We start from the raw sequence: 22,595 nt of genomic DNA on the forward strand, positions 1-22,595 counted from the left end.
ATGTCAGTTCAGCGTCACGAAACCAACCTGACGAAGATATCGCCGGAATTGGCCTCTTCGGACAGGGCGCCGATCTCGCGCGCGATCTCCGTCGAACCGATCCATGTCTCGTGTCGTAGGTGATGCTCTTCCCCGAGGCTGAAGTTGAACTCGTAGCGCCCGAGCGCCGTCAACCGCTCGATGCATGCCAGCGCGATCGACCTCTGAACCATCGTGAACTCGAAAGACAGGGCAGGCAGCGCTGCGCTGAGCCCGCAAAGCACCTCGAATTCGTGACCCTCGACGTCGATCTTCACGAAATCCGGCGTTCCGAATTCCGACACCAGTTGGTCGAGGGTCGTTACGGGAACGCGCACATGCTCATCCCAGACTTCACGTGTCCAGCGCGGTGCAGTCCGTGCTGCCGTGACAAGGTCGCTCGAGACCGTCGAGACTGTCGGATTGGCAGAATTCACGAACAGATCAAGACTGCCGGGCCTTGCGCCGACAGCCATGGCGCGCAGCACGGCGTTCGGGTTCCGGCCATGCATCAGACGCAGCGCGCGGAACACGCGGGGTTGCGGCTCGAGCGCAACCACGGACGCTCCGAGATGCAGAAAACCAGCCGTCCGGTCGCCCACATGCGCACCGATGTCGAAGGCAAGGCTGCCTTTGCTGACGAACTGGCCGTTGAGCGCGTTCATTCGGTCAAAGCGCTTGGCGTCCCGGTAGTAGATGTCGAGAGACCGACCGATCCCGGTGCGTGATGGCACATGGCGCTCAGACGATTGATCCTTGAGGTCGGGATTGTGCATCGCAAGGGGTCGCTTTTCCGGTTGATCAGGTGAAACGAGATAGCGCCGGCCAGCGATTTGGCACCTGTCCAAGAAAGCTCAGCTTCCGTCCATCCTGAAAATCTCTGCTCGCGCGGCGAGGGCGGGCAGATCGGGAAGGCTCAGGGTTGTGCCATTGCGCAGGACCAGTCCGTCATGTTCAAGCGCGCGTAGCTTCTTGTTGACGGCTTCCCGCGTCACACCGAGGAGCTGTGCAAGATCGGTCTGGGAAAAGTGCCGGGTGAAGCGCGCGGACTGTCCGGTGATCTCGGCGTGATCATGGGCCAGATCGTAAAGCCGATGTGCGAGCCGCGCATCCAGTCCGGAAAATGCGAAACCGCTGATGGTTTCGACATTGCGACGCAGGAGTTCACAGAGCGACAAAATCAGGTGCCGTGCAAAGGCCGGGTCGGCGGCAAGGGCGGTCTCGACCGCGCTTACCGGCAGGAACAGACAGCGCGTTGTCTCCAGGGCGGTCGCGGCCGCAGAGCGGGGCAAACCATCAAGGAGCGCGATCTCGCCGAAGGGATCACCGGGCTCCGCAAAGAGCAGGGTAAGCTCCCGACCCTCCCGGTCGGCGATCCACAAACGCACCTGCCCCGAGATCACGACGCGAAGTCCGTCGACGGTATCGCCCGCCGCGAAGATCTCGACCCCCGATTGGGTGACGCGGATCGAACTGGCCTGCGCGAGCGGCGCAAGGCTTTCCGGGGCGAGCCCGCTGAACAGGTGACACTTGCGCAGGGTGGCTGCCCTTTCGTCGGCAAGTGCGCTCATGCGCCCCGCCCGGCACATGGGCCATCTGCGCGGCGGGGCGGATCGCCGATCCACATCGTTTCAATGGCCGGGCGCGTGACGCCGAACACGCCCGGCGTAACGGGGGCGGCCTGGCTGTGGGCGCGCATCGCGATCCCGTCGTTCCAGACCTCCGCGATCAGAGCTGTCACGACGTCCAGAACGCGACCTGCGGCGTCCGCGGCCGCGAGAATAAGACATCCGAGCATTCTTGCCCCTTCAAGCATGGCACTCGAAAGGATTGCTCAAAAGCAGATGTCGGGTCAAATGTTGTCTGCGATTCAAGGCGCTTCGAGTCCTGTTGCGGCGTTCAATGCGGAGAAATGCAACAATCGAAGCGGACACCGGTCTGGATGGCGTTGAAAGACCGGAACGTCTTGAACCGCAAGGGCAGGCCCATGGCACGCGCGGGACACGGACGCGGCATGCGCCTCCGCGTTCCCAGCGCCTTGCGGATCACGCGAGGGCGTGAGCCGAACCGAACCGGTCTTGCGCGTTGGTGGCGGTTGCGGTGTAGGTCCGCGCGGCCCCAGTGGTGAGGGTGTATGCGACGCCGCGATAGCGCATCGCCATGCTCCGCGCCGGCGCGGGACCTTCGGCGCTCAGGCCGTCATGAGGAAAGCCACGATAGATCAGATCCTGGGCAACGCGGGGGCGGATCTTCATGTGGCCTTTGTGCGGAACGCCGCGGTAAATCAAATTGGTCATGATCTGTCTCCTTCGGGTTGGCTTTGGATTGGCGGACCCGTCATCGAGCCCTGAAACCACCTTGCCGGAAATGCGGCTCATCCGATGTGAACGGGTTCACAAATCTGCCTGCCGCGTTGGGCTGTTCGAGACCGGAGGGCTGCAACCACGCCCTCTCAGCCGCACGATCCGGGCTGTTCAGAGCGCAATCGGCAACGGCTCAGGGCCAATCCGCGAGGCTGCGGGACTGGGCGAGTTTCGCCGCCTGGTCCTTTCGGCCGATCGCCTTGCGGAAGGCACCGGGCGGAAAGCCGGTCTGCGTCTTGAAGAAGGCACTGAAATGGGACGTGTTGCGGAAGCCCAGATAGTCGGCGATCTGGTCGATCGTCAGATGGGATCTTTCGAGAAGCGTCTGCGCCTCGAACACGGTGCGCTCCTGAACAAGCCGCTGTGGTGGCTTGCCAAGCGTTCTGGTGCAGATGTCGTGCAGCCGGTCCGGGGAAATGCCCAGTTCGCGGGCAAAGCGCGAGACCGGCCAGCGGTCGCGCAGATGGGCTTCTACCAACAGCCGAAACCGTTCAAGCGTGAGGGTCGAGTTCGAATAGCCGCTGGTCTGGATGACATCCTCGACCCCCGCCCGCCACAGCAGCACCAGCAGGATCCTGATCTGTGCCTCGACAATGGTTTCCTTGCCGGCCTGGTTGGCCTCCAGTTCCTGCAGGATGGCGGCAAAGCAATCGCGGGCGCTGTCCCGGATGTCGGGTTTGGTCGCAAAGCTCAGGACAAAATCGCGCGTCGTCATGAGCCGCAGCGCAGCGGCTTCGGGCCTGTGACCGATCGCGTTGGCAAGCGTCGTCTCCCCAAGCGTCATGATCGTGCCGTTGCTGCCCGCATGGGCCCGGATTCGCACCGTTTCGTCCTTGGGTTCCCACAGGAAGACCGGGGCCGCGATGGGCCGTTCTTCGGTGGACGAGAGCCGGGTGATCTGACCCGACGAGAGGAAGATGCAGCTCCATGAGCGGCCGGTGAAAGCGACCGTGCGGCTCAGAATCCGGTCATGCAGGGCGCTTTGAAAGGTTTCTGCATGGATGCCCGCATTCTGCGTCAAGCCGAACTGAAACGAAGGCGATAAAGCTGACATGGCCAGAAATTGACATAAAATACCCAAGGATCAATATTTTTCTACGGCTGTCTCGGCATAAGTTTACGCAAGGGAGACAAAACCCGTGACGGCTGAATTGTCATCGTCGCGGGTCAGGGAGGAACAACGTGACTGCAGCGAGGCCGTTGATGGGCCACGCTCGGGCGGTGCGTGTGAAAGCGCATGACACGCCTGTGCTGGATGCCGATGCAGCCGCCGACAAGGCAGCGGCCGCCTTTGCGCCGTGGTCACGCATGACGCCCGCCGACCGCGCGGAGGTCCTGCTGCGCATGCCCGACGAACTTGATCGTGCGCGGGGCGATCTTGCTGAACTGGCGGCCGCCGAAGTCGGGGCGTCGCGCTCGTGGATCGATTTCAACCTGGACCTGGCCAAGCGCAAGCTGCATTTTGTCGCCGGCCTGGCGGCAGAGCTCGATGACCGGCGGGTCCAAGATCCCGACACGGGAAAGATGTCCATCATGCGCCGGCAGGCTGCCGGCGTGTGCCTGGGCATGGTGCCCTGGAACGCTCCGATCACCCTGGGGGTCAGGGCCGTCGCCGGCCCGTTGCTCTGCGGCAATACCGTGGTGATGAAAGGCTCCGAGCTGTGCCCGCGGACCCACCAGAGGCTGGTTGCGGCGCTGAACGCGGCGGGCTTGCCCGATGGCGTGCTCAATTGCGTGATCAACACTCCCGCCGATGCCCATGACACCATGGTCCGGCTGATCGCCCACCCCTGTATCCGCCGGATCAATTTCACCGGCTCGACCCGGGTCGGGCGGGATGTCGCGATGGAAGCGGCGCGCCATCTCAAGCCCGTCCTGCTGGAACTGTCGGGCAAGGCGCCCTTGATCGTGCTGGAAGATGCCGACCTGGAGGCCGCCGTCGATGCGGCCTGTTTCGGGGCTTTCTTCAACCAGGGACAGATCTGCATGTCGACCGAGTGGATCATCGTCGTCCAGTCTGTCGCGGATGCGTTTGTCACCCGGTTCGAAGCGCGGCTTGCCAACATGAACGCGACGTCCAACCCCGAATATTTCGGTCCGATGGTATCTCCGGACGCGGCCGAGCGGGTGCATCGGCTGGTCGAGGACGCGGTATCGAAAGGCGCGCGGCTTGTCGCCGGGGGCGATCTTGTGGACGGGGGGCTTCAACCGACGGTGCTCGATGGCATCTCGTCCAACATGCGGGTGTTCCACGAGGAAGCCTTTGGTCCGCTCGCAAGCATCATTCGCGTTCTTGACACCGAAGAAGCCATTTCCATCGCCAATGCGTCGGAATTCGGTCTGAACGCCGCAGTCTTCAGCCGCGACCTCGCGGCGGCCCAGGCGGTGGCGGATGTGCTTGAATACGGTGTCGTGCAGATCAATGGCCCGACCGTGCATGACGACCCCGCGATGCCCTTCGGCGGCATGAAGCTGAGCGGCCATGGCCGCTTTGGCGGCAAGACCGTGATCGACGAATTTACCGAAACCCGCTGGATCGCCACGCATCAAAGCATGCGTCCGCGGGTGTCCTAGAAAAAGACCATTGCAACCGGAGGAACCCAAATGAACCGCAGACCATTTCTGAAACTTGTCAGCGCCCTGACGCTCGCAGGCACCCTGACGGCCACGGCTGCCAGTGCCGACACCATCCGCATCGGCGCCGTGGCTCCGAAGACCGGCGGGCTGGCGGGCGGTGCGACCGTGACCCAGTGGCCGAGCATCTACCTGTGGGTGGATCAGGTCAATGCCGCCGGCGGCCTGACCGTCGATGGCGAGCAGATGATGATCGAGCTGATCGAATATGACGATCAGACCAACCCCGGCGAAACGATCAAGGCCGTGCAGCGGCTGGCCACGCAGGACGAGGCGCATTTCATCATCGCGCCTTACGGCACCGGGCTCAACCTTGCCGCGGCGCCGCTGTTCGACCGCTACGGGTATCCCCAGATTGCGGTGTCCGCGATCACCGACCAGCAGCCCGAGCTGTCCGACAAGTTTCCCAACATGTTCTTCACCCTTGGCACCACGACGGCGCTTGCCGCCGATCTGGTCGGCGTGTTGACCGACATGCGCGAAGCCGGTGACCTGGGCAACCGCGTCGCCATGGTCAACGTGGCTGATGCCTTCGGAATCGAACTGGCAACCGCCGCCAAGCCGCTGTTCCTCGAAGCCGGTTTCGAGCTGGTCTACGAGACTTCCTATCCGCTGGGCACCCAGGATCTTTCGCCGGTCATCAAGGGCGCGGCAGCGGCCGAGCCTGACGCCTTCGTCGCATGGTCCTATCCGCCCGACACCTTCGGCCTGACCGAACAGGCGATGATCGAAGACATTGACGTGCAGGCCTTCTACACCGCCGTGGCGACACCCTTCCCAAGCTATGGCGGCCGTTTCGGGGCTGCCGCAGACGGCGTTCTGGGCGCGGGCGGGGTCAATCCCGACAGTCCCGCCTTCCAGGAATACGCCAAGGCGCACATGGAGCTGACGGGAGCCGCGCCGGATTACTGGGCCTCTGCCACGACCTATGCGTCGCTCGAGATCCTGGCGCAATCGATCGAGGCTGTCGGACTGGATCGCGAGGCGGTTTCCGACCATCTGCGCGAAACCACCTTCGAGACAGTCCTCGGTCCGATCGCCTTCGACGAAAACAACTCGAACCCTGCCTTCTGGACCGTGGGCCAGTGGCAGGACGGTGTTTTTGTCGGCGTCGCCTCGCGCGGCCGCGACGGTACCGCGCCGGTCATCCTGAAAGACGGCTGGAAATAACGCCCTGACAGCGGGGCGGCGCGCGTGCCGCCGTCCCGCACCATTCTCGCAAAGGACCCGCAATCTTGGACATTCTGATCACAGGCATCTTGCTGGGCGGCACCTACGCGTTGATCGCGATCGGCTTGAACCTGCAATATGGTGTGGCGCGGATCATGAATCTCGCCAATGGCGAGATCCTGGTCGCGGGCGGGTACCTTGCCTTCATTGCCTATGTCTCGCTTCAGCTCTCGCCGCTCCTGACCATCTTCCTGGTGGCGCCGCTGGCCTTTGCGCTCAACTGGCTGATCTACCGAGTCATGCTCCAGCCGCTGGTGAACCGCGCCAAGACGCGCGGCCAGCTCGAGACCGACAGCATTCTGGCCACCTTCGGCATGTCGTTCATCGGCGTGGGACTCATGCTGGGCTTTTTCGGCGGCGACTATTTCTCCTACAGCTTCATGGCCGTGCCACTCCAGTTGCTGGGCAGCACCTACGGCGCAAATCGCGTCATCGCCTTCTGCATGGCCGTTTTGATCTGCGGTGCGCTTTACCTCTGGCTCAACCGGTCCCGCGCCGGTCTTTCGATCCGCGCCATCGCCACGGCACCGGCCTCGGCCCGGCTGGTGGGCATCGACGTGAAACGCCTGTCGGCCCTGGCCTTCGCCCTCGGCGGCGCGGTCACAGCCGTGGGTGGGGCGCTGATCTCGACCTACCTGACGCTGGATGCGTCCACCGGCGTGGTGTTTACCCTCAAGGCGCTGATCATCGTGATCATGGGCGGGGTCGGTGACGTGCGTGGCACGATCGTGGCGGCGCTTCTGCTGGGGATCGTCGAGACCGCGGTGGCAAGCCTTCTCGATCCCGGTCTCACGCTTGCCGCTGCCTATATCCTGTTTCTCGGTATCCTGTTGTTCCGTCCGCAGGGCCTGTTCGGAAAGACCACCACATGAGCCTGACCGGATCCGACCTGCGGAACCTTGTCCTGGCGGCCCTGGCGCTGGGCATCTGCGCGCTGCTGCCGCTTTCGGGCAGCGGCTACTGGCTGGGGCTGGGCGTGACGATCGCCATGTTCACCGCGCTGGCCACCTCCTGGGCGCTGTTTTCCGGCCCGACACATTACATCAGCCTTGCGACAGCCGCCTTCTTCGGTGTGGGCACCTATGTCACCGGGCTGGGGATCGACAGCTTGCCATACTGGGGGCTGATCGGCATCGCCGGTGCAATCGGGGCCGTATTGGCGGCACTCGTCGGGCTGGCGACGCTGCGATTGTCTGGGGTCTATTTCGTCATCTTCACGCTGGGACTGGCCGAGCTTGTCCGGCAGGTCATCACCTGGGTGCAGAACAATTCCGGCCAGAAGGGGCTCTATGTCCTGACCGATCTGGACGAGGCGGGCATCTACTGGTGGCTTCTGGGGCTGGTGACGGCGGTGTTTGTGACCGGATGGCTGATCGGCCGGTCCCGCCTTGGCTTCGCGCTTCGGATCATCGGGGACGACGAGACCGTCGCGGCACATTCCGGGATCAACACCGCACGGGCCAAGGTGCTGCTTTTCATGGTGCCGGGGGCCGTGGCCGCGATGACCGGGGCCATTCTGGCGCCGCGCTATGTCTATATCGAGCCATCGCTGGCCTTTGCGCCGATCCTGTCCTTCCAGGTTGTGATCATGGCGCTTCTGGGCGGGGCGTCCCGCTTGTGGGGGCCGCTTGTCGGGGTGATCCCGTTCACCTTCCTGCTCGAAGCGGTCTCGGCCAACTTTCCAAATCAATCGACACTGGTGATCGGCGTCGCGTTCCTGATCATCGTCTATTTTCTGCCCAACGGCTTTGTCGGCCTGCTGGACCGGGCCTTGACCCGTACGGGCCACCGGAGGGAGGCATAACATGGCGGCCCCGGTTCTTTCCCTGCGCGGCGTCACCAAGCGGTTCGGCGGTCTGACGGCCGTGAACGCGATGGGGTTCGACGTGTCCGAGCACGAGGTGGTCGGGCTCCTCGGACCCAACGGCTCGGGCAAGTCGACGACGCTGAACCTCATCTCGGGTGCCTTGCCGCTGACCTCGGGGCAGGTCTCGCTCTGGGGCAACCGGATTTCCGGATTGCCGCCGCAGACCATCACCCGCAAGGGCGTCAGCCGGACCTTTCAGCTGGTGCGCCTGCTGCCGTCGATGAACGTGCGCGAAAACGTGGTGGCCGGCGCGGTGTTCGGACATCGCAGGCGGTGGGGCGGCGAGGCGCGGGACCACGCCGATCAGCTTCTCGATCAGGTCGGGCTTGGCGGCAAGGGCGACATGGCGGTCGGGCAGCTCACCTATATCGACACCAAGCGCGTGGAACTGGCGCGGACACTGGCCAGCGATCCAAAGGTGCTCTTGCTGGACGAATGGCTCGCGGGGCTGAATCCGACCGAGTTGCAGATCGGGATCGGTTTGATCCGGTCGCTGCGCGACGAAGGGCGGACGGTCATCCTGGTCGAACACGTGATGGACGCGATCCGGTCGCTTTGCGACCGCTGCGTCGTCATGGCCGCAGGGTCCAAGATCGCCGAAGGCACTCCAACCGAAGTCCTGTCCGACAAGGAGGTCATCCGCGCCTATCTGGGAGACGACGATGCTTGAGATGAAAGATGTCAGCGTCCGCTACGGCCAGCACCGCGCGCTGGAAAACGCCTCGGTCCATGTGAGCAAAGGCGAAATCGTGGTCATTCTCGGCGCAAACGGCGCGGGAAAATCCACGCTGTTGAAGGCTGCCAGCGGCATCTGCGAAGGGTCCGTGCAGGGCAGTATCCGGCTTGACGGCACCGACCTGGTGCAACTGTCCGCCAACCGGATTGTCGATGCCGGTCTGGCCCTCGTGCCGGAAGGACGGGGCGTGTTCCCCGATCTGACCGTGGCCGAGAACCTCACGCTTGGAGCCTATTCCGAACGCGCCCGCGAGCACGAAGATCTGACACTGGACCGCGTGCATACGCTGTTTCCCAAACTGCGCGAACGGGGCAGGCAGATCGTGCGCACCATGTCGGGCGGCGAACAGCAGATGGTTGCCATCGGTCGCGCCATGATGTCGAACCCGTCGATCCTGACGCTGGACGAGCCGTCGCTCGGCCTGTCTCCGCTCTTGTCGAAAGAGCTGTTCCAGAACCTCTCGAAGGTGCGCGAACTGGGCATCGGTGTGCTGATGGTCGAACAGAACGCCAAGCAGTCGCTGGCCATCGCGGACCGGTGCTACCTGATCGAGAACGCGCGTGTCGTGCATGAAGGCACCGCCGCCGACATGATCCGCGACCCGGCGGTGCAGGCGGCCTATCTTGGCGCGGGCAGCAGCACACCCCCGGCGGCCCAGCCAGAGCCGGAGCCGCTAGATGCACCCGAGGCTGCGACCTTTGCCATCAAGCCGCGCAGCCGTCAGACCCAGTCAGCCGACACGATCCTGGGGCGTTCTGTCGCCGATCTCGTGGCCTCTGCCAGCCGGCAGAGCAGGGACGAAACCGCGCAGCAGCGTCCCAAGGCGACGGCCACGGCACAGGTGCCGACAGACCGGCTTGCCGCCACGATGGCCGAGATCGAACGCGCCGCGCAGAAAGCCCGCAATCGTCCCCGGACAGCCGCGCCTGCACGGACGACCCCGGTGGTGTCCGCAACGCCCGCGCCGCAGCGCCGGGACGACACGCCGCCCCCCGTCATTGAGGTCTACCGGGCACCGCGCGTCGAAGTGTATCGCCGTCGGCCCGGCGGTTCCGAATTTGAAAGGTCCTGAGATGCTTGACAATCCTACGCAGATCAAAGGCATGTATATCGGCGGCGACTGGGTTCATACCGCCCGCAGCTTTGACGACATCAACCCGTCCACCGGCGATGTGTGGGCGCTGATCCCCGACGGGGGCCGCACCGAGACCCGCGATGCCATTGCGGCGGCGCAGGCCGCGTTCCCCGGCTGGGCCGCGCTCCATTTCCAGGAACGCGCCCGCATCCTGCTGAAAGCCGCCGACATCTGGGAACGGCGCAAGATGGATTTTGTCGCGGCGGCACAGGCCGAAGGGGGCGGATGGTTCGGCAAGGGCATGTTCGAAGCAGGCTACGTGCCCGAAGTGTTCCGCGCCGCAGCGGCCATGTGCTATAATGCGGTCGGTGAAATGCTGCCCTCGCAGCACGGCAAGGTCTCGATGGTCGAACGCGTGCCGATGGGTGTGGTCGGCGTCATCAGCCCGTGGAACATGCCCGGCATCCTGACATCGCGCGGCTTTGCCTTTCCGCTGGCCGCCGGCAACAGCATCGTCCTGAAACCTTCCGAGGACACGCCTTACGCGGGCGGATTGTTCTTTGCCGAGATCATGGAGGAAGCCGGCGTGCCCAAGGGGGTGTTCAACGTCATCACCTGCTCGCGCGACCGGGTCGGCGAAATGGGCGATGAACTGGTCGAGAACCCGCTGGTCAAGGGCATCTCCTTTACCGGATCGACTCCCGTGGGCAGGCAGATCGCCGCCAAGGCCGGGGCGCATCTCAAGAAAGCCTGCGTCGAGCTTGGCGGCAAGGACAGCCTCATCGTTCTGGAAGATGCCGACATGGAACGCGCCACCTCGGCGGCCAGTTTCGGTGCCTTCATGCACCAGGGGCAGATTTGCATGTCCGTCGAGAAGGTGCTTGTGCACGAAAGCATCTATCCCGAGTTTCTGCGTCAATTCGTGGCGCGGGCGGCCAAGCTGAAGACCGGCGACACCGCCGATCAGGGCAACGTCATCGGCCCGCTGATCAATGACCGGCAGGTCGAGCGCGTGAAGTTCCAGATCGAGGATGCGCTGGCCAAGGGCGCCAGGGCCGTGCTGGGCGGCCACATCCGCGACCGCTTCGTCGAACCGACGATTCTCACCAATGTGAGCCCCGACATGGCCGTCTGGCAGGACGAGACCTTCGGCCCGGTCGCGGTTGTCGTGCCGTTCCGGACCGATGCCGAGGCCATCGCGCTGAACAACGATACCGAATACGGGCTCAGTTCGGGGATCATCAGCGCCGACGAACACCGGGCGCTCGAGATGTCGCGCAAGCTGCAAACCGGCATGTGCCACGTCAACTGTTCCTCGGTGAACGACGAACCGCACGTGCCGTTCGGCGGCAGCAAGGCATCAGGCGTCGGCAAGCACGGGGGCAAGTGGTCGATGGAAACCTTTACCGAAACCCGCTGGATCACGCTCGATCGTGGCGGCCGTCCCTATCCGCCGGTGTTCTGAGATGGGTTGGGAACGCGCTCCGCTGCTCAAGGGCAAGACCATCCTCGTGACCGGCTCGGCGTCGGGCATCGGCCAGGAAACTGCACGGGTCTGCACCGCCATGGGCGCACGGGTCCTGGGCGTGGACGTGACAAAGAAGTTCGACCATGTCGAGGAGTTCTACCGCGCCGACCTGTCGGACGGGGCCACCATAGATGCGCTGATCGACGTGCTGCCAGACGGCATCGACGGCATGGCGAATATCGCCGGCCTGCCACCGACCGCCCCGGCGGCAAAGGTGCTTGCGGTCAATCTCTTCGGACTGAAGCACCTGACCCTTGGCCTGATGCCAAAGCTCAACGACGGGGCCAGCATCGTGAACCTCGCCTCGCTGGCCGGTTTCGGCTGGCCCGATGCGATCCCGGCCATCCGGGCAAGCGAAGACGTGCATGTCGACGATGCGGCCCGCTTTGCCGACGATCACCGGATCACCAGCGAAGGCGGGCGCAGCTACTTCTTTTCGAAAGAGGCCCTGATCGCCTGGACGATGCAGAACCGCTGGACCTGGCGCGACCGCGACATCCGGATGAACTGCGTGAGCCCCGGTCCGGTCGATACACCCATCCTGGGGGATTTCATCGAAACACTGGGCGCGCGGGCCGAAGAGGACATGCGCACCATGGATCGCCCCGGCACGCCGGCCGATCTGGCCCCGATCGTCGCATTCCTGCTGTCGGACATGACGCGCTGGATTCGCGGCACCAACATTCCGGCGGACGGCGGCATGTCATCTAACATCCTGTGCGACATGCACGGGTTGTCATCTTAAGGGAGGCCACATCATGGCTGCACTTGCTTGGATCATCATCTTTCTGGTCATCGTGGCGATCATCATCGCCTTGGCGGCGGCCTTCTATCAAAGGGCCAGCAACGAAGTGGCCCTTGTCCGCACCGGCCTTGGCGGGCGGCGGGTCGTGATCGACGGCGGCTTGCTGGCTATCCCTTACTTCCACGAGATCAACAGGGTCAACATGCAGACCCTGCGCATGGATGTGGCGCGCGCGGGAGACTCGTCGCTCATCACCAAGGACCGTTTGCGGGTCGATGTCGGTGCCGAATTCTACGCCAGTGTCACGCCCAACGATGATGCGGTGACGCGGGCGTCGCAGGCGCTGGGCAACCGGGTGTTTCAGCCGGACCAGTTGAAAAGCCTGATCGACGGGATGATGATCGACGCGCTCCGCTCGGTTGCGGCACGAATGACGATGGACGAATTGCACGAAAATCGCGCCACCTTCGTCAAGGAGGTGCGCGACAGCCTGACCGACACGCTGGCGACATACGGCCTGCAACTTGACTCGGTGTCGCTCACCGCGCTGGACCAGACGCCGTTTGCGTCGCTTGACGAGAACAACGCCTTCAACGCGGTCGGCATGCGCAAACTGGCCGAGATCATCGCCAAATCCAAGAAGGAGCGCGCCGAGATCGAAGGCGACAGCCAGGTGAGCGTCGCACGCGCGGCGATGGACGCCGAACGGCGCAAGCTCGAGATCGACCTCGAGCAGCGTCGCGCGGAAATCGCCCAGACGCAGGAGGTGGAAACACTGGTCGCCGCGCAACTGTCGGAGATCGCCGCGCGCAAGGCCGACAGCGAACGCGCCGCTGCGAAGTCGCGTATCCGGATGGAGCAGGATATCGCCACCGCCGATCTTGCCAAAGAGCAAGTCTTGCGCGAAGCGGAGATCGCCCAGGCCCTTGCGCTGGAAGTCGCGGAGCAGAACCGCGCCATCGCCTTTGCCGCCAAGTCGCAGGAGGAAAGCAAGGCCCATGCCGAGGCCGACACCGCGCGGGTCGAAGCCGTGAAAGCCGCCGAGGCGGTGCATACGGCCCGCCAGTTGGCCGAAGCCGAGCGGCGCAAGGCGTTGGCCCTTCTGGCCGCCCAGGAACAGGCAGAGGCCGCCGCCGCGCGCGCCCGGATCACCGCGGCCTCGGACAAGGCGACCGCTGCCGACAAGTCCGCGGCCAAGCGCGAGGAAGCCGAGGCGCTCAAGGCCATGCGCCTGGCCGAGACCGAAGCCAACCTCGCCCAGATCAATGCCGAGAACGCGCGGTCGGAAGCACAGGTCGCGATGGAACTCGAACTGGCCCGGCTAAAGGCGATGCCGCAGATTCTCGCCGAAATGGTCAAGCCGGCGGAAAAGATCAACGGCATCTCGATCAACCAGGTTTCCGGTCTGGGTCGCGCTGGACCCGACGCTGGCGGTCCGACGTCACCGGTGACGCAAACCGTGGATGCGATCCTCGATATGGCGGTCTCGTTGCCCGCGATGAAAAAACTGGGCGACGCGATCGGTGTGAACATGGACGTCACCGCATTGGACGCGAAAGACAGACCGCAACCGGACAAGAGCTGACGGCGCAACGCCGCACCAAGGCGGCTTCCAGCGCTGCGCGGCACAAGTGCCGGGCCGCGGCGGGTCAGGCGCCTACAAAGGGCGGCTTGCGTTTCAGGGCCTGTTGACAGACCTCGGGCACGCGGAAATGACCCGTCCGCGCCAGGATGCGCGCCTCGGGAGCGAATTCCGGGTAAAGCGTCTCGAACCCGTCGCACGCTGGCCTGCCGGACAGGAAATTCAGCGCGATCAGCCGCGTGGCCGTGGCCGCCGCAGCGCTGGTGCCGACAATCCGCGAACCCGATCCAGACAGGGTGCCGATCGACGGCAAGCCCGGCCGGAACCAGCCCTGATCGGCTGTGGCCGTCACGGTGGGCAGGTTGGCATCGACCTGCGGCGTGTCGTCCGCGTTCACTGCCACCGAGGCGCTGCCGCTATAATCCGATGGCTTCAGCGTCGACAGCATGTACCCCGCGACGCGGAACGCCGACGGGGCGGTGCCGATGCCGTTCAGGCAACCATAGCCGCGCACCGGTGTCAGGGCAGGGCGTTCCAGCGGGCGGGGCGGTTCCGGCCGGTCCAGATCGACAAGATGGCTTTGCTGCCCCCCGGTGCCAAGCTGGCTCGGGTCATCGTCGCGCTGAACCCAGATGTCGACATGCGCGCCGTTCGGCAGCGGATCATCTCCGGTGTCGATCTTGATGGTCCAGAGGCCGACCGGTGTGCGCCGTCCGATTGCCGGAAACCCCGCGCTCGGGGTCATCGCCAGCATGACGCGCCAGCGGTTGTCCAGATGCTTGTCGGCGGAAAGCTGTCCGATGTTGGCACCGTCCTTTTCCACTTCGACAAAGCGCCGGGGATCACCGTCCTCCAAGTCTGGATCGGCTGTGATCGGCATGCTGAGTTCAGGCACCCCGCTGCCTGTCGGCGGCGTGACCGTAACGGTCCAGCCCTGCGGGTCGCGGTCGGGCGGCAACCAGATCTCGAGATAGCTTGACGTTCGGTCGTCGGGCTTGAGATGCCAGCCGAAACGGACCGCGCCTTCGGTCGTCTCGCGCGCCGAGAACCGCGCATGCATCTTCTTGGCGAAATTGTTGCCTGTGGGCATGACCAGCTCGGTGCAGGGCTGCGTCGCACGGCGGGCGACGATCAGCTGATCCACCGCCCGTTCGAAGCTTGATTTGCCGTCATGGCGATTGGCGCTCCAGCCATAGCTGAAGTTCACGACCAGCGGAATCTCTTCGCCGTCGAAGGCCTGAGCGATCATGCGCGCGCGATTGAAGATATATTCGATCGCGCTCAGCATCATCATCTCCTTGCCGAAGCCGGAGGTGTCCCAGGCGATGGTGTTGGGCAGCTGAACCGCCAGGATCGCCGCATCGTCGGGCAGGGAGTGCGCGCCGACAAAAGGATCGTTGCCAGCCGCAATTCCGGCGATATGCGCGCCGTGGGTGACGTGGTGCATCAGGACGGTGTCGATCTCGGGCACGTCGCGGTCGATCGCACCGGCAGCCCGGTAGGCCCGCAGTTCGTGATCGCCATGTTCGAGCCTGAGTCGGTTGATCGCGCCGCTGGTCAGTTCCTTGCCGAAGGGCACCGCGGCCGAAGCGTTTGCCCGGGCCGCCTGAAGCCAGCACAGGTTGATCCGCGTATCGTCCGCGCTGTCGCGGAAGGCGCGGTGCAGGAAGGGAATGCCGTCGTCGATCACGCCGATGATCACGCGCGGCTTGGTCTTGGGCGGGGTCCAGCCCTGCGGCGCGGCACCCTCGGCGTAGGTTTCGGGCCATGTCCGCGGATCGATCGGCATGTTGAGCCGGTACCGGCTTCCGTTCAGGGCGTGCAGGCACCGCGCCAGTTCGGCGTCTTCCCCGGTGACCGGCGCTTCGGGATCGATCGCGGTGTTCCACATGACGAAGGGCGTGACGTTGGGGCGCTCGCTCCAAAGCGGCGGAATGCGGATGGTCACATCGTCGGTATCCGCCAGCATCCCGTCCCCCTCCATCAGCGCGGTGATGTGGGTCGACGGGCCGTTGCGAATGGCCGGAAAGGCGAAGGGGCGACCGAGGTCTTGCGAAAAGATCCACCGCTCGTAAGGGCCGGTATACTTGTCGATCCGTTCGTGATCATGGCGATGCGGAAACATCGCTCAGACCTTCTGCGCTTCGGCAACCGCGCCGGACCAGAGCCAGCTGAAGGCCGGTTTGCTGTCGAGCGTGAAACTGTCACCGGTGGCGGTAAGGCCCATACCGGAGGCAATGTTTCCGGTGCGGTGATCTTCGTCGAAGAAGTCGTGATCGTCCGGGGTGTAGGTCATCACGTCGATTGCCGACCCCGCGCCGGCGCGGTTGAGCACAACCTGTCCGACGATCTTGCCCAGGGTCGCCCCGGCCCAGCTGTCGATGGGGTAATGCACACCCGCCACCGTCCGGTTGACCGTGATCCGTTCGGCAAGCCCGCGCAGCACCGCGATGCGCTGAGGGCCGTCCGACAGACTGTCCCAGGCCGTGATCAGCGCCTCAAGCACGGTCAGCACGGCATAGGCTTCGGTGGCATGCGCCGACGGAAAGCTGCCATGCCCCGGTGTCGGGATCATCGGCATCAGCCGCGCATCCAGCTGGTCCGGCCGGCGGATCGCGAGATGGTTCTTGACGATCATGGCGGCATGCGCGGCGGCGACCTGGGTGGCCGTGATAAGTTCGAACGTCTTGGTGTTCTGCGCGCTGTGCAGGCCCAGCATCATCGCGAAATAGGGCGTCGGAAAGCCAAGCTGCGACGTGATCTCGGCGCTGCGTTCGGCGCGCAGGGTGGCGTAATCCGACACGAACCGGCATTGCGCCCGCAACAGATGCGTTCCGGGCCGGTGAAGCGTCAGGCAGGTCTGACCGTCGAAAGACAACGTGGCCTTCTGCGGCGTCCCGTCGATGGCCTCTGAGCCGATGCCGGCGAGGAATTCACTGACATAAAGCGATCCGCGCACCCAGGTTGCCAGTCCGCCAAGGGTGTTCGGGTCGGAAAACCCAAGCTCCTGGTCGGTGGGCATCGTGCCGCCTTCGGTGAGGTGGCGCAGACCCTCGGCCGTGGTTTGCAGGCCATGCGTCGTCATCGGGTCGTGGCCGCCGGGATCTTCAACGCCCAGGAACCCGCCAAGCCCGGTGAAATTGGTGCTGCCGCCAAGGCCGCCCAGTCCTCCAAGGCCGCCCAAACCACCCAGCCCTCCCAGGCCACCCAGTCCGCCCAAACCACCATACTGAGCCATAGTTCTGTTTCCTTTTCAATGCGTTAAGAAATGCCTGCGGTCGATAGCGCCTCAACCATCAGCTTGCCGATTCTCCTGTCGGCAGACGGGTGTGTCCTGCGGTAATCTTCGAGGCTGAAATAGGGAAAGCGTCGCATGAGGTCCTGCGCTGCAATGCGGGCTTCGTCGCCCCGGTTCAGCGCATGCAGAGCCGCGATCCGCGTCCGCAAGGTCGAGATGTGCCGATCGTTGGCTGCAAGAGACCGGTCGGCGAGCGCGAGCGCTTTCTCGTATTCGCCCCCCGCGAGATGCGCCGAACTGGCCAGGCTGTCGAAGTAATAGCCGAACGGGTCGATGGGCGACAGGTCGCGGGCCGTCGTGGTGGCCTTGATCGCGGACTGGCCCTCATCGGAGAACGCCATCAACGATCCCCGCAGCAACCAGGCAAGGCTTTCGCTTGGATTGATCTCTTGGGCTGCGGTGTACCTTTGTTCGGCCACGTCAAGGTTCTTGAGGATGTTGCCATTGACGAACCCGTCGATGGTCAGCCCGAAACTGGATTGCGGATCAAGATCAAGCGCGCGGGCGGTGCAATCCAGCGCCTTCTGCGTGTCCTTCTCGCGGTCGGTGCTGTAATACTTGAAGATGCTGAGCACATACCATTTGCCCAGCCACGCAAAGACATGCGAGTTGGATGGCGCGCGCGCCGCCGCTTCATCGAGAAACTGACGCGCGCGCAGGAAATCCCCGAGCTTTGGAAGATGCATCGCCGTGGCTCCGGCGATCAGCAATTGATGATCCGGCAGGTCCGGCAGCGGGGTCTGGCGCCCGGCGTCCAGGGTTGTTTCGGCAATCGAGCGGCCAACCGATTGCACGACGCTGACCAGCCATGCACTGGCCTCCTCTGCGAAATGCGCAAAGGGACAGGACAGGTGCCGGTTCCACAACAGGGTTCCGCTGCGCACATCGGTGAAATCCACATCCGCGATCAAGGTCTCGCCCTGTCGTCGCATGGTTCCGGTCAGGAGATAATCGACATCCAGCGTGTCGCGGACATTCACGATGTCGATGAACCGCTGCGACATGGCGCGGCCGGACAGGTGCGAAATTACCGACAACAAGCTGGAACGCGACATCATCCGGCTGGTCTCTTCGGCGATCCAGTCGCCGGCGATGGCAAGGTCCGTGTCGCCCGGAGGCACGGTCAGGGGCAGGGCGCAGACGCGCGGACGGATGCGGGTCGGACCGCGCTTGCCGGACACGAAGCACAGCGCCTTCACCGCGCCCGGGTCGGCGCGCACACTGTCGCGCCAGGCCACGAAGGACGGCTCACGGATGTTCAGATCATCGAGGAAGGGCCCGTCCGAGGGATGGCCGATGACCTTGACCCGCGCCATGTCGATCTCGATTTCCTTGTTCGTGACCGTCAGGATGTCGTCGAAATCGGCGCCGATGATCTTGCGCAGATCCGACAGGGCCCGGCGCAGGTTCTGGTGACCGCTTTCATAATCGGCAAAGCCCCACAGCGTTTCCTGAAGAAAGCTGCGCGACCGCCGGTTCAGCGGCGCGGTTACCAGCAGGGCGAACAGCGCACGATGTTTGGCGCCGGTGACCTCGGCACGGGTCACGTCTGCGCGACGGAGCACGCATGAGCCGAACAATGAAATTTCCAGGCCTGCGCCCACCTTGGTCTCTCCGTTAACGTGGGGTCATGCTATCCCCGCTTTTGCCATGCACCAAGTCATTCACACTAATTTCACGCGGGTCACGGACTCTGGTTTGCTACCAAGTCGAAAGCGCTCATCGAGAAGGACCTGTTCATGTCCGACCAAGACCCGATTCTGACAATCACGGATGCCGTCGATTTCTACGAAAAATGGCCGCATTTGCGACGGCGTGCCGAGACACTGGTCGAGACACGCAACATGACGCCGCAGGATTCGGAATTGTTGAAATGGATGATCCGGATGGTCGACATGGTGGGCCCAAACGACATTTCCCGGCATTAGCATGGTGAAAAAAAACCGGCCGCCTGGCCGGTTTTTTCCGATCGTGTCTGCGAAACGGGGTCAGAGACCCCATTTGTCGGCGGTGGTCTCGAAGAAACCCGACGCCTTTTTCAATTCGATCCAGCTGTTCACGTAATTGATCCAGACCTGGTCGTCCTGCGGCAGCAACATGGCGATCGGTGTCGGCGCGCGGGGTGCGTCGATTTCGATCTGCCGCAAGTTCGGAAACTTGGTCAGCAGGGTCGAGCCTTCGATGTTCGAGGTCACGAACACGTCCGACCGGTCGGACAGGACCTCCTGGAACCCGCGCGCCGGGGCTTCGACCACGGTGATGTCGGCATCCGGGAACCATTCGCGGACCATGGCTTCGAAGCTCGTGCCAAGGGTCGTGGCGACCTTCACATCCGCGGAATTGATCGAGTCCCAGCCCGAAAAGCGGTCAAGCTTGTCGTCGGTGGTGAACGGCAGGATTTCCACGGCGATATAGCTGTCGGAAAACCCTGCGGCCTTCATGCGGGCCGGGCTGATCGAGGCCGAGCCGGTCATGTGGTAGTTGCCTGCGACCACGCCGTTCACCAGCGTCTTCCAGTCGGTCGGCACGAATTCAAGCTCGACGCCGAGGTCGGTGGCCAGTTCGGTCATCACGTCGACGTCGTAGCCCTTGTAACTGTTGGTGGCCGGATCGCGGACAGACATCGGGTTCCAGTCGCCCGTGGTGCCCACCTTGAGAACGCCATTGCTCAGGATGTCCTGCAACGCCGATTGCGCCGAGGCCGGAGCCGCGAGGACGGAAACGGCCAGCGTTGCCGCCAGTCCAAGTGATTTCAGAAAACGCATCATATGTCCTTTTCGTGGATGTCGTGGTTCGATTACATGCAAGTATAGCTCTGACGGCCATCACGACACGCTGATTTTTCTGCGCGTGCGCTATCTTGTGAGCACTGAAGATGGATCGGAGTAGAAAATGAGCGCAGAGCGCGTCATCGAAATCAGTTCGCTGAACAAATCTTTCGGCGATTTCAGGGTCCTTACAAATGTCGATCTGTCGGTCAGCCTGGGGGAACGCATCGTGATTTGCGGACCCTCCGGGTCTGGCAAATCGACATTGATCAGATGTGTCAACGGATTGGAACAATTCGATTCCGGACACATCGAGGTCGATGGCATCTCGCTTCGGGACAAAGGCAGCGCCGAGCGGGTCAGGGCCGAGGTCGGCATGGTGTTTCAACAGTTCAACCTGTTCCCCCACCTGACGGTCCTGGAGAACCTGACGCTCGGTCCGATGAAGGCGCGGGGCCTGTCGCGCAAGGACGCGGAAGACCTGGCGATGACCTATCTCGACCGGGTGCGCATCCCCGAACAGGCGCGCAAGCGGCCAGGCGACCTGTCGGGCGGTCAACAGCAACGTGTGGCGATTGCCCGATCCTTGTGCATGAAGCCCAAGATCATGCTGTTCGACGAACCGACCTCGGCGCTCGACCCAGAGATGATCTCCGAGGTTCTGGACGTGATGGTCGAACTTGCCCAGGACGGCATGACGATGCTCGTGGTCACGCACGAGATGGGCTTTGCCCGCAAGGTCGCGGATCGGATGGTCTTCATGGACAGCGGCGAAATCGTCGAGATCGGCGCACCGTCAGCCGTGTTCGAAGCGCCGAAATCCGAGAGGTTCCGCGCATTCCTCGACAAGATCCTGCATCATCATTGAGGCTTTCGACATGACAAGAACGTTGAAGATCTGGGGGCTTCTCCTGGTGGTGCTGCTGGCGGCCGGATGCAGCAGCAGCGGCAACACCTGGGGCTGGTATGTGATCGACCCCACGACGCCGCAGGGGCAGTCGAATGTCAAATTCCTGATCGGCGGCTTCTGGGCAACGATCCAGCTGTCGCTGATCGCCGCGGCGCTGTCGATGACCATCGGGCTTCTGGTCGCGCTTCCGGGCATGTCCGACAATCGGTGGGTGCGCCTGCCGTCCCGCATCTATATCGAGTTCGTCCGGTCGATCCCGCTTCTGCCGATGCTGTTCTGGGTGTTCTACGGGTTGCCCGTCGTGATGAAATCCATGGGCATCCCGATCTCGATCGACGCCTTCTGGGGCGCGATCATCACGCTGGCCATTTCCGACAGTGCCTTCACCGCCGAAATCTACCGCGCGGGGATTCAGTCCATTCCCAAGGGCCAGACCGAAGCGGCGCGCACCGTGGGCCTCACCTACGGGCAGACCATGCGCTACGTGGTGCTGCCGCAGGCGATCCGGCGCATCCTGCCGCCGCTGGCGAACCAGTTCATCTACATCGTCAAGATGTCCGCCTTCGCGTCGGTCATCGGCATGCAGGAATTGACCCGGCGCGCCAATGAACTCGTGGTGACGGAATACCGGCCGCTGGAGATCTATTCGCTGCTGATTCTCGAATACCTCGTGCTGGTGCTGATCATCAGCTTCTTCGTGCGCTGGCTGGAACGGAAGATGGGATCGGACGAACGTCGGTAATCCAGGACAAGGGGAAAGACAGGATGAGTTGGTCGGATTTCATGGACGACACCGTCGCGCGCCTCGGCGTGCTTGAGAAAGAGGTCCCGGAAACATTCGCCGGCTTCAACCAGATGGGCCGCGCCGCCAAGACGAACGGAGCTCTGGACGAAAAGACCAAGGAGCTCATCGCGCTGGGCATCGCGATCGCGACCCGCTGCGACAGCTGCATCGCGTTTCACGTCAAGTCGCTGGTGCGGCTCGGGACAAGCCGCGAGGAAGTCTGCGAGGCGCTGGCGATGATCGCCCATATGGGCGGGGCCAGGGGCAGGTCGGTGTGACCGGGGGCAAGGTCTTTCGAAAGACCTTGCCGACGCGGTTTCGAAACCGCGTGTCCAAGCGCGTTGCAACGCGCTTTGCGAAAGAGATTTCGAAATCTCTTTCACGTCACCGCCTTGCGCACCATGTCCCAGTAGATCGCTTCCACCTCGGGCAGCGAAAGCCGGCCGCCGCTGCGGTACCAGGTGTTCACACCCGTCAGCATGGCGATGATCGCCAGCGTGGTGATCTTGGTATCGACGACATGGAACGCCCCCGCGTCGCGCCCGGCTTGCAGGATCGCCTCGAGGGCCCGTTCGTAGCGCCGCCGCAAGTCCTCGATGACGGCGAAGTTTTCCGGCGTCAGATTGCGCAATTCCATGTACGAGATGAAAACCGCCTGCGGCCGCTCAAGGTGAAAGCGGATGTGGAACCGCGTGAAGGCTTCCAGCTGGTCGGGCGGTGTCGGCTGCACCGGCGCGTCCGCGAGCGCCGACAACAGGTCGTCCATATGCCCCTGGAGCAGGTCGAACAGGAGCGTCTGCTTGTCCGGCGTGTAATTGTAGAGCGCACCTGCCTGCACGCCGACATCGCGGGCGATCTGGCGCATGGAAACGGCCGCGTAGCCGTGCCGCGCAAACAGCGTCAGGGCGGCCTCCCGCACGCGGGGGCCGGTGATGTCGGAATGAGATCCTGCTGTACGCGCCATGTCGACAGATTATCTGAACGCTTGTTCAGATCAAGCTTGCGGTTGCGTGTTCATGTCGGCTGCGGCATGAGATCGTAACCGAAAGGAGCAAGC

23 protein-coding genes are annotated in these 22,595 nt (G+C 63.6%); 13 read left to right on the top strand and 10 right to left on the bottom strand.

The window, feature by feature from the left end:
- Nucleotides 1-14: 14 nt before the first annotated feature.
- The 5 genes from LCF60_RS03485 to LCF60_RS03505 all read right to left on the bottom strand — a co-directional run bounded on the left by LCF60_RS03485 (nt 15) and on the right by LCF60_RS03505 (nt 3,435).
- The gene (locus tag LCF60_RS03485; RefSeq protein WP_292289665.1) at nt 15-794 is read right to left on the bottom strand and encodes an FkbM family methyltransferase; all 780 of its coding nucleotides are present in this window, start codon (nt 792-794) and stop codon (nt 15-17) included.
- Nucleotides 795-872: 78 nt separating this feature from the next.
- The gene (locus tag LCF60_RS03490; protein WP_292289666.1) at nt 873-1,589 is read right to left on the bottom strand and encodes a Crp/Fnr family transcriptional regulator; all 717 of its coding nucleotides are present in this window, start codon (nt 1,587-1,589) and stop codon (nt 873-875) included.
- Entirely contained in the window at nt 1,586-1,816 is a 231-nt protein-coding gene (locus LCF60_RS03495; RefSeq protein ID WP_292289667.1) for a hypothetical protein, read from the bottom strand. The genes LCF60_RS03490 and LCF60_RS03495 overlap by 4 nt, the downstream gene beginning before the upstream one ends.
- Nucleotides 1,817-2,063: 247 nt before the next feature.
- Nucleotides 2,064-2,315: a hypothetical protein gene (locus LCF60_RS03500; RefSeq protein ID WP_292289668.1), complete on the bottom strand. Its 252-nt coding sequence runs from the start codon at nt 2,313-2,315 to the stop codon at nt 2,064-2,066.
- A 199-nt stretch (nt 2,316-2,514) separates the two neighbouring features.
- On the bottom strand, nt 2,515-3,435 hold the full coding sequence (locus tag LCF60_RS03505; protein ID WP_292289669.1) for an AraC family transcriptional regulator: 921 nt from the start codon (nt 3,433-3,435) through the stop codon (nt 2,515-2,517).
- A gap of 128 nt (nt 3,436-3,563) precedes the next feature.
- Between LCF60_RS03505 and LCF60_RS03510 the strand changes: the two genes are divergently transcribed.
- The 9 genes from LCF60_RS03510 (at nt 3,564) to LCF60_RS03550 (ending at nt 13,781) form a co-directional block, all read left to right on the top strand.
- Entirely contained in the window at nt 3,564-4,955 is a 1,392-nt protein-coding gene (locus tag LCF60_RS03510; protein WP_292289672.1) for an aldehyde dehydrogenase, read from the top strand.
- Nucleotides 4,956-4,985: 30 nt separating this feature from the next.
- Complete coding sequence (locus LCF60_RS03515; RefSeq protein ID WP_292289673.1) at nt 4,986-6,185, top strand: amino acid ABC transporter substrate-binding protein; 1,200 nt, start codon at nt 4,986-4,988, stop codon at nt 6,183-6,185.
- 65 nt (nt 6,186-6,250) lie between these two features.
- Complete coding sequence (locus LCF60_RS03520; RefSeq protein ID WP_292289675.1) at nt 6,251-7,117, top strand: branched-chain amino acid ABC transporter permease; 867 nt, start codon at nt 6,251-6,253, stop codon at nt 7,115-7,117.
- Nucleotides 7,114-8,049, top strand: a complete 936-nt coding sequence (locus LCF60_RS03525; RefSeq protein ID WP_292289676.1) for a branched-chain amino acid ABC transporter permease — start codon at nt 7,114-7,116, stop codon at nt 8,047-8,049. The genes LCF60_RS03520 and LCF60_RS03525 overlap by 4 nt, the downstream gene beginning before the upstream one ends.
- A 1-nt stretch (nt 8,050) precedes the next feature.
- On the top strand, nt 8,051-8,782 hold the full coding sequence (locus tag LCF60_RS03530) for an ABC transporter ATP-binding protein (protein ID WP_292289677.1): 732 nt from the start codon (nt 8,051-8,053) through the stop codon (nt 8,780-8,782).
- Nucleotides 8,775-9,920 (top strand): ATP-binding cassette domain-containing protein, encoded by a 1,146-nt coding sequence (locus tag LCF60_RS03535; RefSeq protein ID WP_292289678.1) that lies wholly within the window; start codon nt 8,775-8,777, stop codon nt 9,918-9,920. The genes LCF60_RS03530 and LCF60_RS03535 overlap by 8 nt, the downstream gene beginning before the upstream one ends.
- A 1-nt stretch (nt 9,921) precedes the next feature.
- Nucleotides 9,922-11,388: an aldehyde dehydrogenase family protein gene (locus LCF60_RS03540; RefSeq protein ID WP_292289679.1), complete on the top strand. Its 1,467-nt coding sequence runs from the start codon at nt 9,922-9,924 to the stop codon at nt 11,386-11,388.
- Nucleotide 11,389: 1 nt separating this feature from the next.
- The gene (locus LCF60_RS03545; RefSeq protein WP_292289680.1) at nt 11,390-12,196 is read left to right on the top strand and encodes a coniferyl-alcohol dehydrogenase; all 807 of its coding nucleotides are present in this window, start codon (nt 11,390-11,392) and stop codon (nt 12,194-12,196) included.
- 13 nt (nt 12,197-12,209) lie between these two features.
- Entirely contained in the window at nt 12,210-13,781 is a 1,572-nt protein-coding gene (locus tag LCF60_RS03550) for a flotillin domain-containing protein (protein ID WP_292289682.1), read from the top strand.
- A 64-nt stretch (nt 13,782-13,845) separates the two neighbouring features.
- On the opposite strand, the gene LCF60_RS03555 is transcribed toward LCF60_RS03550, so the two are convergent.
- Genes LCF60_RS03555 through LCF60_RS03565 form a run of 3 tightly spaced genes read right to left on the bottom strand, consistent with a single transcriptional unit; the run spans nt 13,846 to nt 18,641 of the window.
- Nucleotides 13,846-15,903, bottom strand: a complete 2,058-nt coding sequence (locus LCF60_RS03555; protein ID WP_292289684.1) for a S8 family serine peptidase — start codon at nt 15,901-15,903, stop codon at nt 13,846-13,848.
- Between the two features lie 3 nt (nt 15,904-15,906).
- Nucleotides 15,907-17,016, bottom strand: a complete 1,110-nt coding sequence (locus LCF60_RS03560) for a phosphatase PAP2 family protein (protein ID WP_292289685.1) — start codon at nt 17,014-17,016, stop codon at nt 15,907-15,909.
- Between the two features lie 23 nt (nt 17,017-17,039).
- Nucleotides 17,040-18,641, bottom strand: a complete 1,602-nt coding sequence (locus LCF60_RS03565) for a hypothetical protein (RefSeq protein WP_292289686.1) — start codon at nt 18,639-18,641, stop codon at nt 17,040-17,042.
- 174 nt (nt 18,642-18,815) lie between these two features.
- On the opposite strand from LCF60_RS03565, the gene LCF60_RS03570 reads away from it, so the two are divergent.
- Nucleotides 18,816-19,004: a hypothetical protein gene (locus tag LCF60_RS03570; RefSeq protein WP_292289688.1), complete on the top strand. Its 189-nt coding sequence runs from the start codon at nt 18,816-18,818 to the stop codon at nt 19,002-19,004.
- 60 nt (nt 19,005-19,064) lie between these two features.
- Here LCF60_RS03570 and LCF60_RS03575 read toward each other — a convergent pair whose 3' ends face one another.
- A complete protein-coding gene (locus LCF60_RS03575) occupies nt 19,065-19,844 on the bottom strand; it encodes a transporter substrate-binding domain-containing protein (RefSeq protein WP_292289690.1) in 780 nt (259 codons plus the stop codon).
- A 124-nt stretch (nt 19,845-19,968) separates the two neighbouring features.
- On the opposite strand from LCF60_RS03575, the gene LCF60_RS03580 reads away from it, so the two are divergent.
- Genes LCF60_RS03580 through LCF60_RS03590 form a run of 3 tightly spaced genes read left to right on the top strand, consistent with a single transcriptional unit; the run spans nt 19,969 to nt 21,816 of the window.
- Nucleotides 19,969-20,712, top strand: coding sequence for an amino acid ABC transporter ATP-binding protein (locus LCF60_RS03580; protein ID WP_292289691.1), 744 nt, complete (start codon nt 19,969-19,971; stop codon nt 20,710-20,712).
- A 10-nt stretch (nt 20,713-20,722) separates the two neighbouring features.
- A complete protein-coding gene (locus tag LCF60_RS03585) occupies nt 20,723-21,496 on the top strand; it encodes an amino acid ABC transporter permease (protein ID WP_292289692.1) in 774 nt (257 codons plus the stop codon).
- A gap of 23 nt (nt 21,497-21,519) precedes the next feature.
- Nucleotides 21,520-21,816, top strand: a complete 297-nt coding sequence (locus LCF60_RS03590) for a carboxymuconolactone decarboxylase family protein (RefSeq protein ID WP_292289693.1) — start codon at nt 21,520-21,522, stop codon at nt 21,814-21,816.
- A gap of 101 nt (nt 21,817-21,917) precedes the next feature.
- Here LCF60_RS03590 and LCF60_RS03595 read toward each other — a convergent pair whose 3' ends face one another.
- Nucleotides 21,918-22,502: a TetR/AcrR family transcriptional regulator gene (locus LCF60_RS03595; RefSeq protein ID WP_292289694.1), complete on the bottom strand. Its 585-nt coding sequence runs from the start codon at nt 22,500-22,502 to the stop codon at nt 21,918-21,920.
- Between the last annotated feature and the right edge of the window lie 93 nt (nt 22,503-22,595).

Source organism: Marivita sp. (genome assembly GCF_020055635.1).
Lineage (GTDB): Bacteria > Pseudomonadota > Alphaproteobacteria > Rhodobacterales > Rhodobacteraceae > Marivita.

Bases quoted from the DNA above. Each gene is read 5' to 3' on its own strand.
- LCF60_RS03485 (WP_292289665.1), bottom strand. From the start codon at position 794: ATGCACAATCCCGACCTCAAGGATCAATCGTCTGAGCGCCATGTGCCA.
- LCF60_RS03490 (WP_292289666.1), bottom strand. From the start codon at position 1,589: ATGAGCGCACTTGCCGACGAAAGGGCAGCCACCCTGCGCAAGTGTCAC.
- LCF60_RS03495 (WP_292289667.1), bottom strand. From the start codon at position 1,816: ATGCTCGGATGTCTTATTCTCGCGGCCGCGGACGCCGCAGGTCGCGTT.
- LCF60_RS03500 (WP_292289668.1), bottom strand. From the start codon at position 2,315: ATGACCAATTTGATTTACCGCGGCGTTCCGCACAAAGGCCACATGAAG.
- LCF60_RS03505 (WP_292289669.1), bottom strand. From the start codon at position 3,435: ATGTCAGCTTTATCGCCTTCGTTTCAGTTCGGCTTGACGCAGAATGCG.
- LCF60_RS03515 (WP_292289673.1), top strand. From the start codon at position 4,986: ATGAACCGCAGACCATTTCTGAAACTTGTCAGCGCCCTGACGCTCGCA.
- LCF60_RS03525 (WP_292289676.1), top strand. From the start codon at position 7,114: ATGAGCCTGACCGGATCCGACCTGCGGAACCTTGTCCTGGCGGCCCTG.
- LCF60_RS03530 (WP_292289677.1), top strand. From the start codon at position 8,051: ATGGCGGCCCCGGTTCTTTCCCTGCGCGGCGTCACCAAGCGGTTCGGC.
- LCF60_RS03535 (WP_292289678.1), top strand. From the start codon at position 8,775: ATGCTTGAGATGAAAGATGTCAGCGTCCGCTACGGCCAGCACCGCGCG.
- LCF60_RS03540 (WP_292289679.1), top strand. From the start codon at position 9,922: ATGCTTGACAATCCTACGCAGATCAAAGGCATGTATATCGGCGGCGAC.
- LCF60_RS03545 (WP_292289680.1), top strand. From the start codon at position 11,390: ATGGGTTGGGAACGCGCTCCGCTGCTCAAGGGCAAGACCATCCTCGTG.
- LCF60_RS03550 (WP_292289682.1), top strand. From the start codon at position 12,210: ATGGCTGCACTTGCTTGGATCATCATCTTTCTGGTCATCGTGGCGATC.
- LCF60_RS03555 (WP_292289684.1), bottom strand. From the start codon at position 15,903: ATGTTTCCGCATCGCCATGATCACGAACGGATCGACAAGTATACCGGC.
- LCF60_RS03560 (WP_292289685.1), bottom strand. From the start codon at position 17,016: ATGGCTCAGTATGGTGGTTTGGGCGGACTGGGTGGCCTGGGAGGGCTG.
- LCF60_RS03570 (WP_292289688.1), top strand. From the start codon at position 18,816: ATGTCCGACCAAGACCCGATTCTGACAATCACGGATGCCGTCGATTTC.
- LCF60_RS03575 (WP_292289690.1), bottom strand. From the start codon at position 19,844: ATGATGCGTTTTCTGAAATCACTTGGACTGGCGGCAACGCTGGCCGTT.
- LCF60_RS03580 (WP_292289691.1), top strand. From the start codon at position 19,969: ATGAGCGCAGAGCGCGTCATCGAAATCAGTTCGCTGAACAAATCTTTC.
- LCF60_RS03585 (WP_292289692.1), top strand. From the start codon at position 20,723: ATGACAAGAACGTTGAAGATCTGGGGGCTTCTCCTGGTGGTGCTGCTG.
- LCF60_RS03590 (WP_292289693.1), top strand. From the start codon at position 21,520: ATGAGTTGGTCGGATTTCATGGACGACACCGTCGCGCGCCTCGGCGTG.
- LCF60_RS03595 (WP_292289694.1), bottom strand. From the start codon at position 22,502: ATGGCGCGTACAGCAGGATCTCATTCCGACATCACCGGCCCCCGCGTG.